Origin of the sequence: Paenibacillus agri, assembly GCF_013359945.1 — a bacterium.
GTDB classification, from domain to species: domain Bacteria; phylum Bacillota; class Bacilli; order Paenibacillales; family Paenibacillaceae; genus Paenibacillus_AQ; species Paenibacillus_AQ agri.
In genome coordinates this window covers 1-16,713 of record NZ_JABWCS010000172.1, presented here as the reverse complement: position 1 = coordinate 16,713, position 16,713 = coordinate 1, and the positions used below count along the sequence as shown (strand labels likewise).

General features: G+C 44.7%; 17 protein-coding genes and 1 pseudogene. 14 read left to right on the top strand and 4 right to left on the bottom strand.

The features are described 5' to 3' along the window. From HPT30_RS29510 to HPT30_RS01170, 3 genes are all read left to right on the top strand, one after another. Positions 1-219, top strand: a 219-nt coding sequence (locus tag HPT30_RS29510; protein ID WP_217622206.1) for a hypothetical protein, incomplete at its 5' end; no start/stop codon positions are given. A gap of 211 nt (positions 220-430) precedes the next feature. Further along, entirely contained in the window at positions 431-1,117 is a 687-nt protein-coding gene (locus tag HPT30_RS01175) for a MarR family winged helix-turn-helix transcriptional regulator (protein ID WP_175369725.1), read from the top strand. Positions 1,118-1,167: 50 nt separating this feature from the next. Next, on the top strand, positions 1,168-2,520 hold the full coding sequence (locus HPT30_RS01170) for an MATE family efflux transporter (protein ID WP_175369724.1): 1,353 nt from the start codon (positions 1,168-1,170) through the stop codon (positions 2,518-2,520). 103 nt (positions 2,521-2,623) lie between these two features. Here the strand turns inward: HPT30_RS01170 and HPT30_RS01165 are convergent, their stop codons facing one another. After that, positions 2,624-3,076, bottom strand: a complete 453-nt coding sequence (locus HPT30_RS01165; RefSeq protein ID WP_175369723.1) for an Lrp/AsnC family transcriptional regulator — start codon at positions 3,074-3,076, stop codon at positions 2,624-2,626. Between the two features lie 172 nt (positions 3,077-3,248). Here HPT30_RS01165 and HPT30_RS01160 point away from each other — a divergent pair, with 172 nt between their 5' ends. From HPT30_RS01160 to HPT30_RS01135, 6 genes are all read left to right on the top strand, one after another. Continuing rightward, entirely contained in the window at positions 3,249-4,145 is an 897-nt protein-coding gene (locus tag HPT30_RS01160) for an alpha/beta hydrolase (RefSeq protein ID WP_175369722.1), read from the top strand. 429 nt (positions 4,146-4,574) lie between these two features. Beyond that, positions 4,575-5,861: a cytosine permease gene (gene codB / locus HPT30_RS01155; RefSeq protein ID WP_175369721.1), complete on the top strand. Its 1,287-nt coding sequence runs from the start codon at positions 4,575-4,577 to the stop codon at positions 5,859-5,861. Beyond that, positions 5,830-7,098, top strand: coding sequence for a cytosine deaminase (locus tag HPT30_RS01150; protein WP_175369720.1), 1,269 nt, complete (start codon positions 5,830-5,832; stop codon positions 7,096-7,098). The genes codB and HPT30_RS01150 overlap by 32 nt, the downstream gene beginning before the upstream one ends. Positions 7,099-7,390: 292 nt before the next feature. Beyond that, positions 7,391-7,876 (top strand): GNAT family N-acetyltransferase, encoded by a 486-nt coding sequence (locus tag HPT30_RS01145; protein WP_175369719.1) that lies wholly within the window; start codon positions 7,391-7,393, stop codon positions 7,874-7,876. A 175-nt stretch (positions 7,877-8,051) separates the two neighbouring features. Next, the gene (locus HPT30_RS01140; RefSeq protein WP_175369718.1) at positions 8,052-8,690 is read left to right on the top strand and encodes a sugar O-acetyltransferase; all 639 of its coding nucleotides are present in this window, start codon (positions 8,052-8,054) and stop codon (positions 8,688-8,690) included. Between the two features lie 45 nt (positions 8,691-8,735). Further along, the gene (locus HPT30_RS01135) at positions 8,736-9,956 is read left to right on the top strand and encodes an MFS transporter (protein ID WP_175369717.1); all 1,221 of its coding nucleotides are present in this window, start codon (positions 8,736-8,738) and stop codon (positions 9,954-9,956) included. A gap of 88 nt (positions 9,957-10,044) precedes the next feature. Here HPT30_RS01135 and HPT30_RS01130 read toward each other — a convergent pair whose 3' ends face one another. Further along, positions 10,045-10,833 (bottom strand): helix-turn-helix domain-containing protein, encoded by a 789-nt coding sequence (locus HPT30_RS01130; protein WP_175369726.1) that lies wholly within the window; start codon positions 10,831-10,833, stop codon positions 10,045-10,047. Positions 10,834-10,998: 165 nt separating this feature from the next. Between HPT30_RS01130 and HPT30_RS01125 the strand changes: the two genes are divergently transcribed. Continuing rightward, positions 10,999-12,741, top strand: coding sequence for a glycoside hydrolase family 2 protein (locus tag HPT30_RS01125; protein ID WP_175369716.1), 1,743 nt, complete (start codon positions 10,999-11,001; stop codon positions 12,739-12,741). A 150-nt stretch (positions 12,742-12,891) separates the two neighbouring features. Here the strand turns inward: HPT30_RS01125 and HPT30_RS01120 are convergent, their stop codons facing one another. Together HPT30_RS01120 and HPT30_RS01115 are read right to left on the bottom strand one after the other, a co-directional pair. After that, positions 12,892-13,704, bottom strand: coding sequence for a class I SAM-dependent methyltransferase (locus tag HPT30_RS01120; RefSeq protein ID WP_175369715.1), 813 nt, complete (start codon positions 13,702-13,704; stop codon positions 12,892-12,894). Between the two features lie 200 nt (positions 13,705-13,904). Further along, entirely contained in the window at positions 13,905-14,222 is a 318-nt protein-coding gene (locus tag HPT30_RS01115) for a LysR substrate-binding domain-containing protein (RefSeq protein WP_175369714.1), read from the bottom strand. Between the two features lie 29 nt (positions 14,223-14,251). Between HPT30_RS01115 and HPT30_RS01110 the strand changes: the two are divergent. The 4 genes and pseudogenes from HPT30_RS01110 to HPT30_RS01095 all read left to right on the top strand — a co-directional run. Further along, positions 14,252-14,527 (top strand): annotated as a pseudogene (locus HPT30_RS01110) (CoA transferase); the annotation flags it as partial. Next, a complete protein-coding gene (locus tag HPT30_RS01105) occupies positions 14,509-15,573 on the top strand; it encodes an NAD(P)H-dependent flavin oxidoreductase (RefSeq protein ID WP_175369712.1) in 1,065 nt (354 codons plus the stop codon). The pseudogene HPT30_RS01110 and the gene HPT30_RS01105, both read left to right, overlap by 19 nt. Positions 15,574-15,593: 20 nt before the next feature. Beyond that, on the top strand, positions 15,594-15,983 hold the full coding sequence (locus HPT30_RS01100; protein WP_175369711.1) for a tautomerase family protein: 390 nt from the start codon (positions 15,594-15,596) through the stop codon (positions 15,981-15,983). A 29-nt stretch (positions 15,984-16,012) separates the two neighbouring features. Beyond that, positions 16,013-16,354 (top strand): iron-sulfur cluster biosynthesis family protein, encoded by a 342-nt coding sequence (locus HPT30_RS01095; protein WP_312876273.1) that lies wholly within the window; start codon positions 16,013-16,015, stop codon positions 16,352-16,354. Positions 16,355-16,713 lie beyond the last annotated feature (359 nt).

The following is a 16,713-nucleotide window of genomic DNA, read 5'->3' as shown; positions in this document are numbered from 1 at the left end:
GCCTCCGGCTTCCTTCAGATTCCACCTCACGGTGGACACCCTTGCCTTTGGCTAACGGTAGGCGCTTGCCAGCCCCCGCTCGGGACTTTCACCCTAGAGATGACGCCCATGCTGGGCGTACTTAATAAAGAAGAGCAGCCATATCCGGCTGCTCTTCTTAATACATTGAAGGTAGTTTACAGGCAAATTCCACTGGACACGGCTACCGTAACGACTTGAATGAAACGCGAAGTTCTTCAGTGAACAGCTCTGGCTGCTCCCATGCCGCGAAGTGTCCGCCCTTAGATTAGATCAACATATTAACGGTACCTGTAAGAAAAGCTTTGACAAGTTCAACAGGTACCGTTACAATACGAATCAACAGGTACCGTTACATTGATTAACAGGTACCGTAAATAAAATAAACCAACCCAATCGAGGAGGATTCATTATGGACATGAGTACTGAACTGTATGAAAAACTTGCGAAACTGCAATGGCTGCTGCAAAGGAAACAATTTAAAACCCACGCCGCTGTTGGTCCTATGGCAGACACATCACGCGGGCAAGGCAGGATCCTGGCGTTTCTCCGGATGAAAGACGGGATCAGCACAAAGGATTTGTCCTATATGCTGGACATCCGCGTATCATCCCTCAATGAGCTACTTGCAAAATTGGAGAAAGCGGAATATATCACACGTAGACCTTCAGAAACAGACAAACGTATTATTTTGATTTACTTGACGGAAAAAGGACAAAAGGAAGAAGAGCAGGAGATAGACGGTGGCAACATCTTTTCTGGTCTGTCATCAGAAGAGCAGGTTACTTTCGGGGAATATCTCACCCGCGTCATAGCCGCCTTAGAGGAGGAGCTTGGAACCGAAGAAGAACGTGACATCATGGCGATATGGATGAAAGCTGCGCGGGAGCGTATGGGAACAGAGGAATTTGATCGATTAATGGCCATGCGCGAACAGATGGGCAGAGAGTGGAGAAATTCTGGGGACGAGCGCTTTGGCGGAAGATTCCCCGGGTTTGGACGGGATGGACGCGGTAACGACATGCGCGGATTCGGCTGGCCCTCCAGAGACGATAGAAATGCTTCGACTGATAACTCACAAGACCCGGAGGATAAGTAAGCAGAACATTTCCACCAAGTTCAAAATAAATAAAGATAGTGGTGAACCCTATGGATGCAGAAAACCTCCATTACTTTGAAAAAGCCCCGGTCGCTAAAGCCGTCGCTCACTTCGCTATACCGATGATGCTAGGCACATCAATGAGTGTTATATACTCTATCTTGAATGCCTACTTCCTTGGTACACTCGGCAATACTGCCATGTTAACCGCACTGGCGCTAACCTTACCGTTATTCGCGATCATTATGGCGCTAGGCAACTTGATTGGCGTCGGTAGCGGTACATTCATCTCCCGTTTGCTGGGAGAGAAGCGATATGAGGATGTAAAGCATGTGTCTTCATTCGCTTTTTACAGCAGCTTGATTCTAGGTATAATCTTGATGGCTGCCGGCTTCCCGTTAATTGAACCAATCGTTCATAGCCTGGGAGCAACACCTGACTCCTTTGGATTTACGAAGGACTATGTCACGATCATGTTAATCGGTTCACCATTCATCGTATTATTCTTCACGCTGGAGAATATCATACGTTCAGAGGGAGCAGCCATCACATCAATGGTCGGTATGATTCTCAGTGTCGTCGTGAATATTTTCCTCGATGCATTAGTGATCTTCGTGTTCCATTGGGATGTGATCGGCGTTGCGTCTGCTACAGTCATTTCTAACTTGGTTGCGAGTGCATTCTACGCTTTCCATATCAGATATAAGAGCCAATTCTTTACCCTCTCGGTAAAATGGTTCAAGGCTACCAAGGAGATTCTCAGCAATGTACTCAAAATCGGAATTCCCATTTTTATCATGAGTGTCTTTATGGGAGCAATGTCACTCATCTTTAACCATTATCTTATTGAATATGGGGATCAGGCCGTAGCAGCCTTCGGTATTTCATCACGTTTATTGCAATTTCCTGAGTTTATTCTGATGGGATTATGTGAGGGTGTCGTGCCGCTCATTGCCTTCACTTTTGCAGCGAACAAATTACGTATGAAGCATACCATTGGATTTACGATTAAAACGATAGTGGCGTTGGCTGTCGTGTTCGGCATCATCGTCTATCTGATTTCCGACCACTTAATCGGTTTGTTTACCAATGACCCGCTATTAATTGAAATGGGCAGCTACATTCTGCACGTGACGTTCTTATCCTTGTTCATTACAGGAATGACGTCGTTGTTCACAGGGATCTTCCAGGCCACTGCGCAAGGAACCGCCGCGTTTATTATGTCTATAATTCAAGGACTTACCCTGATTCCAGTGCTCTATATCGCCAATCAAATGAGCGGATTTCACGGTGTGATCTGGTCGCTTGTTATTTCGGATGCTGTAGCATTCCTTGTTGGTGCCTTCATGTTGTATGTTCTGCGAAACAAATTGCAACCAGACTTGGAAGCTTTAGCACAATAGAAAAAGAAAGCAGAGAACATGCAAAAAGACAGGTTAAGGGTATCCCCAGATCCTGCCTTTTTTTTGTTATATAGACGGGAGATACTAAACCTTCATACGAAACTCATTCCGATTCTGCAACTTCTTCAAGTGAATAGATGAGAGGCAGATGCTCGATCGGTGACGACATAATGATCTGAATGGTATAAGTTCCATACTTATCACACTGTTTACCAAACTCTTCAATGGAAGACGTAGAGTCAGTCACGACTTTTAATAAATAATTGTAATCACCACTGATCCGATGACACTCTTTTATATAAGGGGATGTACGGGCGAAATCAAGAAACGCAGAACAGTCTCTAGTTCGTAAAAGCATGTATGCCGCAGCGTTTTTGCCTATTTTCTCAGGTGAAAGGACTGTCCGATAACCCTCAATAACCCCTTTTTCCTCCATTCGTCTAACTCGCTCCGATACCGCAGGCTGGGATAGGCCCACATATTTGCCGAGCTCTGTCATCGAAATTCTTCCCTGTTCCTGAAGATAAAACAGAATTTGCTTGTCTATTTGATCCATTACAACTAGCTCCTTTTAAACTAAAAGTGAAGTACCTATAATTCAAAGTATTCCTTAGCGAATTGGCTATAATTCATCGGTTACGCTATGCAAATTATTCAAATTCATTATTATAATAAACTTGTATCAACCAAGTATCAATATACTAAAATTCAGATAGGGGTAATGTTATATGAAAGAGTCATTATTAAGAGCACATCGTCTATTTAAAGATAATCTGCCAAGTTATTCAGCGTCCGTAGATGAGGTTCGTAAAATTACAGAAGAACAGATGTGGGGCTCACTGCCGGTAGCAAGTGATTTGATAACAGAAGAGGTAGACATTGATGGAATGCAAGGCGAATGGCAATTTTCCCCTGAGTCCTGCGAAGAACGTGTGCTATTATATTTGCATGGCGGCGGGTATATGATGGGAAGTATCAATTCACATCGGAGTGAATCCAGCGAAATCGGGAGAGTGGCCAAGGCTCGTACATTGGCTATAAATTATCGTCTGGCCCCCGAACATCCTTTCCCTGCTCCGATTGAAGATGCGATGAAAGCTTACAGTTGGTTACTGGACCAAGGATATTATCCCCAAAATATCATTATTGCCGGTGAATCAGCAGGGGGGAACCTTACGGCAGCGCTTTTAATGTACATTCGTGATACCCAAACACCATTGCCGGCAGGTGGGATCATGATCTCCCCATGGATTGATTTAGGACTAACCGGGGAGACGTATACCACCAGAGAGGGAGTAGACCCGATTAATACCAAGGCAGCCATTCAACAATTAGCTGATAATTATTTAAATGGTGTCTCACCGACAGTTCCGTATGCCTCGCCGATTCACGGCGATTTGAGGGGATTGCCCCCAATCTACGTCATGGTCGGAGAAGCTGAAGTTATGTTAAGCGAGTCCTTAACTTTTGTGACACGTGCAGCATTGGCGGGCGTCGATATCCGTTTCAGATCGTGGCCGGCTATGATTCATAACTGGATTTTCTGTCACTCTTTCCTGGAAGAGGCAAGAGAAGGAATTGATAGTGCAGGGGCTTTCATGGAAGAATTGTATTCTAAACAGTAATTTTTCTGGAGCAAAAATAAGAAGATAGCATTCTACCCTCACGTTTTTCAGCGTAAATGAACTCATAATTAAATGAGCTCACAACTGAAAAACGGAGGGGATTTGTATTATGTGGAACAAGAATTGAAGCTTGCGAACAACTCAGGATAATAACCATTGGTTAATAATGACATTGACAACATCAAGTTTTTCCAGAATAATAGAGTCTAATTGAATACTGGTACCTTTAATTCAGTCCAGAGAGGCTGGCAAGGGCAGCGGATTTTTATAATCACGCGTGAATCAGGGCATATTCCGTCAGGGGCTGCTCTGTGTCTTCGCGCGGGTTATGATGTAAAAAAGAGGCTACTTGTCAGTTTGAGACTTGACGAGTAGCCTCTTTTTTCTGCTTTTTTTGGTATCAGAACACTTTAACTTGGAGGTATTCTGATGAGCAAACAAGATCAAGAGTTTTCCTGGCAAGCAGTGCCGAAAACGCAAAGAAACCATTTTTGGAAGACATTATCCGTGATGCTAGGGTTCACTTTCTTCTCGGCAAGCATGCTGGCAGGGGGGACGCTCGGTGTTAGCTTGACGTTCATGGAGTTCATTGGCATCGTGCTTGCGGGTAATTTGGTGCTCGGCATCTATACGGGGGCACTGGCGCATATTGCCGCCAAAACAGGCCTGTCCACACATTTGCTGGCAAAATATGCGTTCGGTGAGAAAGGGTCGTACCTGCCTTCGTTCCTGCTCGGCTTCACACAAGTCGGATGGTTTGGTGTCGGCGTGGCCATGTTCGCAATTCCGGTCGCCAAAGCGATGGATTGGAACGTGTACCTGTTGATCTTCCTGTTCGGTATCGCCATGACAGCATCTGCTATCTTCGGCATGAAGTCGCTCGTTATTCTGGGTTACATTGCGGTTCCGGCCATTGCGATTCTTGGCGGTTACTCCATGTTCCAAGGCGCAGACACGCTCGGTGGACTGCAAGGACTGTTCGATTACACACCTACACAAAGTCTCACTGCAGCAGCGGCATTAACCATTTGTATCGGTTCATTCATTAGCGGCGGTACGTTGACGCCAGATTTTGCCCGGTTTTCCCGGACGTCCAAGCAGGCGGTTACCGCAACGGTTATTGCCTTCTTCCTGGGGAATTCACTCATGTTCCTGTTCGGTGCAGTCGGCGCAATGGCGTATAACCTGGCAGAAATCTCGGAGGTCATGTTCCTGCAAGGATTGCTCATTCCTGCGATCATCGTTCTGGGGCTGAATATCTGGACGACCAACGATAATGCGCTTTACGCTTCCGGACTGGGCTTTGCCAACATCACTAAAATTTCGAAAAAGTTCTTCGTAATCGTTAACGGCATCGTGGGTACTGTATTCGCTATGTGGATGTACAACAATTTCGTAGGTTTCCTGAATGTGCTGGGCGCGGCGGTACCATCGATCGGGGCCATCATCATCGCAGACTACTTCTTCGTGAAGCGTAGAAACTACACACCATTTGCCGAGATGACTTTCAAAAAGGTAAACTGGATAGCGATGGTGGCTTGGGCTATCGGTGTTGCATTTGCCCAGCTGGCTCCTGGAGTAACGCCATTGAACGCACTGATCGGTACGGCGGTCGCCTACATCGTATTGATGCTGATCATTCCTGCGAAAGAATCTACACAAAACAAAGAAATGGGGAAAATAAATGATTATACAGAACGCGAAATTGCGGGGTAAAGAAGGTCTATGGAATATCGTCGTGAAGGACGGAAAGTTCGAACAAATTACGCAGACGCTTGAAGCAACTGCAAATGAGGAAGTAATTGATGTAAACGGCTCTCTTGTACTGCCACCGTTCATTGAACCTCATATTCACTTGGATACCACGCTAACAGCAGGCGAGCCGGAATGGAATTTGAGCGGAACGCTGTTCGAAGGCATCCAACGTTGGTCACAGCGTAAGGCATTCCTGACACATGAAGATGTTAAAACGCGTTCCAAAACAGCGCTGAAATGGCAAATAGCGCAGGGCATCCAGCATGTGCGGACACATGTGGACGTTACGGATCCAAGTCTGACCGCAGTCAAAGCGCTGCTTGAAGTGAAAGAAGAGATGGCACCATTCGTCGATATTCAGCTTGTCGCTTTCCCGCAAGAGGGCATTCACTCTTATCCGAACGGCGCGGAACTACTGGAAGAGGCACTAAAAATGGGCGTTGATGTGGTCGGCGGTATTCCGCACTTCGAATTCACGCGGGAATACGGCGTAGATTCCATGAAGGTGGCATTTGATCTCGCTGAAAAATATGACCGTCTCATCGATATCCATTGCGATGAAATTGATGATGAACAATCCCGTTTCGTAGAAGTAGTCGCCAAAGAAGCCTACGAACGCGGATTGGGCTCCCGTACGACGGCAAGCCACACGACAGCGATGGGCTCCTACAATGACGCATATACGTACAAATTGTTCAGATTGTTGAAGATGGCGGACCTGAACTTCGTCTCCAATCCGCTGGTCAACATCCATCTGCAAGGACGCTTTGATACATATCCGAAGAGAAGAGGACTTACCCGTGTCAAAGAATTGCAGGAAGCCGGTTTGAACGTGTGCTTCGGTCATGATGATATTTTCGATCCATGGTATCCGCTAGGCACGGGCAACATGCTTCAGGTGCTGCACATGGGTATCCATGCTTCACAATTGCTTGGTTACGATCAGATCGTGAATTCAATCGATCTCATTACGAAAAATAGCGCAAGAACGTTGCAGATCGAAGATGTGTACGGCATTGAAGAAGGGAAGCCGGCCAACTTCATCGTTCTTGAAGCAGAGAATGAATACGAAGCTATTCGCAAGCAGTCCGGGGTGCTTTATTCCTTCAGAGGCGGACGCAAAATCGCAGAAACGAAGCCGCGGCAAACGTCGATCATTCTTGAAGGCGGTTCGGAGAAGGTCACTTTCAATAAATAATGGAATGAAGCTTGCGATGCAACATGCAGAGCCAGTACATTAGTAAAAAAATCCCCTCGTGGTTTACAGGGCAGAAGAGATCGCGTGATCTTGAACGCTTCCTGTAAACATGAGGGGATTTTTGATTTTCCGGTGGGATGCTGTAAGTCCTTTTTACATTTCTATTGAAATAAGCTATGACAGTTCGCCGCCTTGTTGTGGAACTGATTATCGACATTTGTTATACTAACCGAAAGCTTGTGTAAGAGAACGGTTTCTAAATCAGTTCAGATCGAAATGGGGATTCAAAATAGTGATTACATTACGGAATGTTCAACCTAAGGATTTGGAGCAGCTGCTGTTCATTGAGAATGAAGGCTTTTCCAAAGAGGAAGCGGCCAGCAAAGAAGCTTTTGTGGAGAGAATTGGATTAATCGCTGATACGTTTATTGTTGCGGAACAAGAAGGACGGATCATGGGTTATATTAATGGACCTATTATTACTCAGCCTTATATAACAGATGATCTTTTTACGAAAATAAAAGAAAATCCAAAGAAGGGAGGCTATCAAAGTGTATTAGGATTAGCAGTATCCAGGCAAGCGAGAAATCAAGGGCTAGCGAAGCATTTAATTGATAAAATGGAGTATATATCTATAGAGAATGAACGATCGGGAATTACTTTAACGTGTAAAGAAGAACTGGTTCCTTTTTACGAGAAGTTAGGATTTGTGAACCACGGACTTTCTGATTCCAAGCACGGTGGCATAAGCTGGTACAACTTGCTTAAAATCATATAGTAAAAAGGAATTGAAGGCCTCGGATAACATTTCCGAGGTTTTTTTATATTCCTTCCTTGACAAAATGGTGGAGATCGAACATTATGTATTTACTTTATAAAGTACATTTATTTAATATTTAATAATTTCATCGAATACAAAGATAAAACAAATCTAAACCAGAGGGGTTGTAACGATGACGGAAGAAGAGAGAGTTTTTCGTGGCCTATTATTTAGTCCGGGTCACCCTGAACTAAAAAAGATCAAACGGCGTGCTCACAACCTTAGCCAACAATATAGCAGTACGTTTGAGGAGCAGACTGAAGAACGCGAAGCCATCCTTCAGCAATTGCTTGCTCGTAAGGGAGAGCATTGCTTTATGCAAGGTCCGATTTTTTTTCATTATGGAGTCCATACCGAGATCGGAGATCATTTCTTCGCCAATTATAACCTTACTGTGCAGGATGATGCCAAGGTTACCATCGGGAATCATACAATGTTTGGTCCCAATGTAACCATTGTTACCCCGAGTCATCCCTTTATTGCCGCAGAGCGTCAGCAGATGATTGATCAGCATGGGAACATCAAATCCTTATGCTACGCAAAGCCCGTAACGATCGGCAACAATGTATGGCTCTCTGCCAATGTAACGGTTTGTGGAGGTGTAACGATCGGTGACGGCTGCGTGATTGGTGCAGGGAGCGTTGTAACACGCGATATTCCAGAAAACTCGTTTGCTGCAGGTGTTCCGTGTAAAGTCATTCGTTCAATTACCGATGCAGATAGCATGCGCTATAAGCCGGAAATATTAGGGGATTGTCATATTCTTGAATAGAAGCTGTAATCAGTGGGAATGTATGTGGTAATGAAGGAGAACGCTATGGATCATAAATTAACTGTTAAGCAAATTAAGTTATGGCGTATTGCGATATACGTTATTTTTGCATTGCCGGGTTTTGCGATATCCTCATGGATTTCACGCACACCAACAATTCGCGATGCATTAGGTGCTTCTACATCACAGATGGGTTTGATTATTTTGGGCTTGTCTGTTGGTTCTTTTATAGGTTTGTTGACTGCAGGTCATTTGGTTGCTCATAAAGGCGGCCGCCTTATTATTGCATCAGGTTTGTCACTCAGTTGTATTGGACTATTTGCAGTAGGCATAGGCGGGTCATGGATAAATAGTAGTATCACAGTGTTTCTGGGGTTAGCGATATATGGATTCGGACATGGAATATGTGGAGTCGCAATGAATGTGGAGGGAACAGCCATTGAAAGAGCTGTACAACAATCCATTCTGACCAGCTTTCATGCTGCATATAGCTTTGGCATGTTATTGGGTGCATTAGCCGGAGCCAGTGCAATTAAGTTGGGGATTTCAGTGCCAATTCACATGGGCTTTGCTATTGCAATTATTATAGTTTTGGCTTTCTATTTCTGTCGGCACATCCCTGAAGGTACCGGGAAAGAAATAGGGGCTGATGTTACAGAACCGCCAGTGAGTGCGAAGGAACGAATGGCAGTGTGGAAAGAGCGAAGAACCATTCTGATTGGTATTATCGTTCTAGGAATGGCTTTTGCTGAAGGTTCGGCAAACGACTGGATCCCGCTAATTATGGTGGACGGGTATAATGTTACACCAGCCCTAGGCTCTATAGCTTACAGTCTATTTGTAGCGGCTATGACGATATTCCGTATAACCGGCGGTTTCTTGCTTAATCGATTTGGTAGAGTTGCTATCCTGCGATTTTCTTCAATTTCAGCGATTATGGGTCTACTCATTGTAATATTTGGCCAAAGCTATCAGTTTGCCATTGTTGGAGTTGTGTTCTGGGGAATAGGCGCAGCATGCGGATTTCCGGTAGGCATGTCTGCAGCTGGAGACGATCCACGCGGTGTAGCCGCAAGAGTGAGTGTAGTATCGACACTTGGTTATCTCGCATCACTCGCCGGGCCACCTTTAATAGGACTCATAGGGGAGTCTGTTGGTTTACTTCGTGCCCTAATGATTATACTCATCGCGGTAAACGTTGCTGGTTTACTGTCACAGGCAGCACGGCCCATTGGGGCAACAGGAAAAACTCAGGATTTGAAATGATGACTAGTACTAACAAAGTGACATCCTTTTATATAATGAAGAAAAAGGTTTAAGTAACTATTTTTCCAAGTATTTATTCTACGTAGAATTAATGACCAACATCAGACCTTCCTCTGAATTCACTCGGGGTTAGACCTACGAACTTTTTGAATTGCCGCATAAAGTGTACATCGTTCTCATAACCGCAAATGCCGGAAATATGGCTAATTGTATACGATGTGTTCTTCAGTAAATAGGAGGCATGTCCTAGTCTGTTAAGAATGATGTCATTAATTACCGATATGCCGAAGATTTGCTTGTACATATGCTGAAAATAAGACCGGCTCATATTCATCTTATCTGCCAAAAATTCGACGGTATACCAAACAGAAGGAGAACTGAACACTTCATTTCTCAAATTCAGGAACGAATCATAGTATTTACTAATTTGGTTGTGAGGCTCCACATGATTCCGAATATCGCTAAGCTTCATGAACAGAGAGCGAATGGTGTAGTCGATGATTTCATTGCGGAAGGTTCCGTTCTGCAGATTCTCCCAATGAATCTCATTCACTTTTCTGGAAATATAGAAGGGGTCATATGCTTTAATTAAGGTATCCAGAGGGAGATTCAGCTTATCAAAAAAAGCATTTGCAGCCTCCATATCAAAATGGAACCAGTCATGGACCAGCGGTTGTTCGGCATCACGGTAGAAATACGGGCTGTTTTTGTTGAAAATAATAAAGGTATTGGGTTCAGCAAACATAACCTGTGATTGAATCCTCAGTTCCATTCTACTCCGGAAGAAGACAAAGACGAAATCCCCTGAGCCGACCGGGCGGTCGACGGTAAAGCCCTCTGGATGGATTACATTATATCCGCACCTCTTTAAAAGCATCAATGGATTTCGCCCCTTAATAAGATAATAGATCAGTCTTTAGATAGGATAAATCATTTTCTTTCTTTGAACAAGATAGTAATCTGTGAAAGGCATACAGATAATACTTCAGTGATAAGAGAGAGGATCGATGCTAAAGTGACTGCAGCAGCTACGAAATTTTATATGAAAAACTACCCGCGACCCCAATTTGTACGGAGCCTATGGCTGGATCTAAACGGGGAGTGGGATTTTAGCTTCGATGATAACAAAGCCGGCGTTGCAGAACGTTGGATGGACCATTTTCCGGACTCACAAAAAATAAACGTTCCGTTTACCTATGAAACAGGGGCGAGCGGGATCGGCGAGGAGAAATTCCATCCGCAGATCTGGTACCGCAGACAACTGACGCTATCTCCTGAGGCGGAAGGGAAACGGACGATATTGCATTTTGAAGGTGTGGATTATAAAGCTACCTGCTGGGTTAACGGTAGTTTTGCGGGGGAACATGAAGGGGCCTACGCCCGGTTTTCCTTTGATATTACCGATCTGCTGGGGCAAGGCGGTGAAAATGAGATTGTGCTGAAGGTCGAAGACAGTGACAGCTGTCTGCAACCCCGGGGCAAGCAGCGCTGGGCCGGCCGGAATCATGACTCATTCTATGTGCAAACGACAGGCATTTGGAAAAGCGTCTGGCTCGAACATGTTCATGAAACCCGCCTGGATATGGTGAAAATGACGCCGGACATTGATCGTCAAATGATCCGGTTTGATTTTCGCATGCAGGGTACGAAAGACAAAAAGGATCTCCGGCTGGAGACGGAAATTACATTTAAGGGGGAAACGGTAAGAAAGCTGAGCCTTTCGGTGGACAGAGACTGGCTAACAGTGGAAACCAGCATGATGAACGGCATTAACGGGCCTTGGCTGCAAAACCTGTGGTCACCGGGCAATCCGAATCTGTTTGACGTGGAGTTTGTGCTTTACGAAGGAGAACGGGAGATCGACCGGGTGGGCTCTTATTTCGGTATGCGCAAAATCTCGATCAAGGGCGGCCAAATCCTGCTGAACAATATTCCCCTTTACCAAAGATTGATTCTGGATCAGGGCTACTGGACCGAAAGTCATCTGACGCCTCCGTCCGAAGAGGCGCTGATTGAAGATATCGAGGCGATCGCCGAGATGGGCTACAATGGTCTGCGTAAGCATATGAAAATTGAAGACGCCCGGTTCCTATACTGGTGCGATGTCAAAGGTATGCTGGTCTGGTCCGAAATGGCAGCCGCTTATGAATATAACGATGAGGCTGTGGAACGTTTTACTAAGGAATGGTTAGAGGTCGTGCAGCAGCAGTACAATCATCCTTGCATTATCACTTGGGTGCCATTTAACGAATCGTGGGGCATTCAGAATATTATTCATGATGTCCGGCAGCAAAAATTTACGGAAGGCATTTATCATCTAACCAAATCTATCGATCCTTATCGTCCGGTCATCACCAATGACGGATGGGAGCACACCGTTTCTGATATTTTGACCCTTCATGATTACGTGGAGCGGGGTGAGGATTTGTACGAAACTTACAAGGATAAAGACTCTATCACCGGTAATAGCGGTACGTACAACGAGTGGAAGTTTGCGTTCGCCCAAGGCTACAGTTATAAAGGCCAGCCGATTATCATCAGCGAATTTGGAGGAATTGCTTTCAAGAGCGAACAGGGCTGGGGTTACGGCAATCAAGTGGATAACGAGGAAGCTTTCCTGGAGCGGTTTGGCAGTATAACCAGAGCGATTAAAGCCATTCCGTTTATTTCCGGCTACTGTTATACTCAGATTACGGACGTGCAGGATGAAGTAAACGGCCTGCTGACCGAAGACCGTAAACCGAAAGTAGCGCTAGAAAAGATCCGGGAGATTAATTTGAGGTAGTGTATGGAAGTTGGACAAATAATGCTACTCAAGAAACAGATGTTAGATAAATAAAAATCAGTAGAGCAGTCGCCTTTAAGGCGATTGCTCTATTTACGCACAGGGTAATCGGAATACATTCTCCGTATCTCATGATTGCACTATCGGATATTATCGTTTTTTTGCTTTGATCACAAAAGTTACCGGGAGCATTTTTGCTTTTTTGGCAAAATCACTGCTCTCGTCATGTGATTGCAAAAGATCTTCATCAGATTCCTCGACCATTTCCTCTATAACAAATCCCGCTTTTGAGAGCGCGTTCACATAGGTTGATAGTTTGCGGTCCGATAAGGTTATTTCACCCTCACCAAGAGCTACCGAATACCAAGATTCATCGAAATAGCATTTTTTAAAAGCAAGCATATCATTTTCTGCAGCAACACATTTATGTATAGGGTGAGACCAGCTGAAAATAAACACACCGTCTTTTTTTAGATAAGAAGCAATCCGGCTAAAAGTACCCTCAAGATCGGTGGTCCAGCCTATGGCATAAACAGAATAAACAAAGTCAAAATAATCCACGGGTATGCCACATTCTTCTTCCATGGGAGAACAGATAAATTTTGCTGAAAGACCGGATGCCGCTAAATGTTGCGCTGCTTTTTCGATTTGTCGTTCTGAGATATCTGTACCCCATAATTCAGAGGCTCCGCGTTCCCCCAGATATTGCAAGGAATGACCGCTTCCACAGCCAATCTCCAGCATTGTTTTCCCTGAAACATCGCCAAAAAGCTGGAGTTTCTCTTCTGAGACAAATGCTCCATAGAAAGGGAGTGCGGTTGCTCCTATGACGTCATTTCCTTGTGTGTCCCAAAAGATGCTATTTGTTTTATGAATAGAATTCTTATCCATCTCAACCGTGACGGCGCTACCAACCTCGCCAGCACCTATTATGTTTGTTCGATATGCAGAATTCTTTACCATTCCGACGGCCTCCCCAAATATAAATAGTATGTGCCTAAACGTATGTCCCGACTTGCGCGTGATCAAAATAACATATAAGAAATGCGAACGCCTGTACTGTTTATCTCGAAATAATGTACCATTTATCGATGAACAAGTCCACCTAAAATTATCCATTCAGCGTCCATTTGATCTTTACGTAGGCAGCTAGAACTGACAATCTATTTTGCATCCACAAGATCTAAAACCCTAATAAATTCACTGAATGCGCATGTTTTAGCGATATCTTTATGGTAAATGAACTTTGTCGAGACCTTAGCGTATTCATTTGGCAATGCGAACTGTTTAATATTTTCATCCTGATGAAGATGCTTTGCAGCAGATTTTGTTAACAGAGAAATACCCAACCCGGCTTTAACACACCCAATCAATCCATCCAAAGTGTTGAGTTCCATTAATTTTGATGGACTAATCCCCTTAGATCGTAACCACTTCTCAAAGGTATCTCTATAAAAACACCCAGACTCAAATACGATCATTGTTTGATTCTTAAGCTGGTCAACCCAAGTTAACGCCCGTGTATCTGTGCGATTTTCTTACTGGATTCCTTGGCACGTTCGGTGCTATGGTGGCACTCTCGCGTCGAGCTAAGGAAGGGGGCTCCTACAGAGTGCAGGTGTCGATGTTTCAATCAGCCATGCTCATTCAGAGACAAGGACTATTGGAACACATTAAATCTGCCCCAGGACACTTGTCACAAGAAGAGTTTGAATCGTATGCTGTATACGACACTAATACCTCTTACGGAGATGGGGGCGTTCATCGGTGTTTGAAACGGAGTTAACACGTACGCTTAACATTCGGTATCCAATATTCCAAGCGCCGATGGCAGGGGGTCCCACAACTCCTGACTTAGTAGCAGCTGTTTCAAATGCCGGAGCCTTGGGCAATCTAGGAGCGGGATACTTAACGCCGGAGCAGCTCCGAAGTACCATCCACAAGATCAGAGAGCTCACAGATAAGCCTTTTGGAGTCAATTTGTTTGTGCCTGAGCAACCGGAAGATAGTGAAGAAGCAGTACTTCAAATGATGGATCATCTTAGTAAATACCATGTCAGATATGGAATTGCGCAAACCCCACCGTCTTTTGAATCTCAGGAACACTTTGAGGAGCAAGTGCAAGTATTGCGTGAAGAGAAGGTTCCGGTGTTTAGTTTTACTTTTGGCATACCAGCACAAGAAGTCATTCAAGCTATGAAGCAGCAAGGTACTGTCGTAATAGGGACTGCAACAACTGTTGAGGAAGCCAGACAATTAGACATGGCTGGTGTAAACGCAATTGTGGCACAGGGATATGAGGCAGGAGGTCACCGAGGCACATTTTTAAACAATGTTTCCGGGTCTCTGATCGGCACCATGGCTCTTGTTCCACAGATTGTTGATCACGTGTCGGTTCCCGTCATCGCATCCGGGGGGATCATGGATGGGAGGGGACTCCTTGCAAGTCTCGCATTAGGGGCTGGCGCTGTACAGATGGGTACTGCCTTTCTGGCGTCTCCGGAGAGTGGTGCCCATGAAGCGTACAAACAAAAGCTCCTCTCATCCAATGAGGACTCCACTGAAATTACATGTGCATACTCGGGAAAAGCAGCAAGAGGTATTCGCACAAAATTCATGAATGACATGGGGCAGTATTCCGGAACAATCCCTGCCTATCCCGTACAAAACACATTGACGAGGGAGATTCGCCAGGCAGCTGCAAAAGCGAACGACCCTGAGTATATGTCTCTGTGGGCAGGGCAAGGTCTTAGGTTAGTAAGTGAACAATCTGCAGAGACAATCGTTAAGCAAACCATCGAGCAAGCAATTAGCATACACAAGAGTTTCTAATAAAGAAGGAGAGAACCGATATGCCTTTACTTCGTTTTGATCTAATTGAAGGGCGCGATAAAGTAACTCTGAAAAAGCTTTTAGATGTTGTTCATACGGTGGTCGTAGAGGTATTCGACGTTCCCCAGCGGGATCGTTATCAAATTGTTCATGAACACCCAGAAGAGCATATGATTATTGAAGATACGGGGTTAGGACTTAACCGTACTAATAATTTAGTTGTTCTATCCATCGTAAGCAAAGCCCGGCCAAAGGAGAAGAAACAAAAGCTCTATTCCCTACTCGCTAAGCGGCTAGAAGTGGAGTGTGGCATCGCTCCAAGCGATTTGATGGTAAATATCGTCGAAAATACAGGTGCTGATTGGAGTTTTGGTCTAGGCGAGGCCCAATTTTTAACCGGTAAGCTATAAGGGCATATGCCTGTATGGGGGGACAAAAAGTGATCATTCTAATAGATGCTTACACGGAAGACAGATTAGCACAAAGTTTGGGGGAACGCCCCGGTTTTTTCAAGCTCTTTTATGATACCGAAAATTGCGGGTGCAACGGGGTGCTGGCCATCGGGATTCTTGAACAGCCCCTTGACACAGACATTAAGGTTACGGTAAGCACGTTTACTTTTCTGATCGACAGGCAGCAGGAAAGCTTGTTTGACAATGTGTTGAAGCTGGAAGCGGACCCGACATACCCATCGTTCAAGGTGACCAGTGATTCGGCATTATACAGTACCAATGTCAGAATCATAGACGTGAGGGACATCGCTAATAAAGCTGTCACTTAGGATTAGATGAGCTTGAACAAACACACTTAATAGCCGCGTATTTGCGGCTTTTTGTGTTTTAACCAGAGGTGAATTGAAATTTGATTCTGAATCAACCTTGTTTACTTATATACGAAGGATTCAAGTGTAATTAACGGCATTTTTGTACCTTAAATCCTCTGCAGCTACCGATAAATGGAGATTAAGTGCAATATTGTACCTTAAATCTTCCACAATACCCCTTCCAGCATGCTTTATAGAAAAATAAGATACAATAATGTAGGCCTGTTGATTAGCCAAAAAAAGGTAGAAAAAAAGCCGCCCGTTCGTTACAGTGTTTGTACCCCTACAAACAGTGGAAACGAGGCGACTTCATGAAA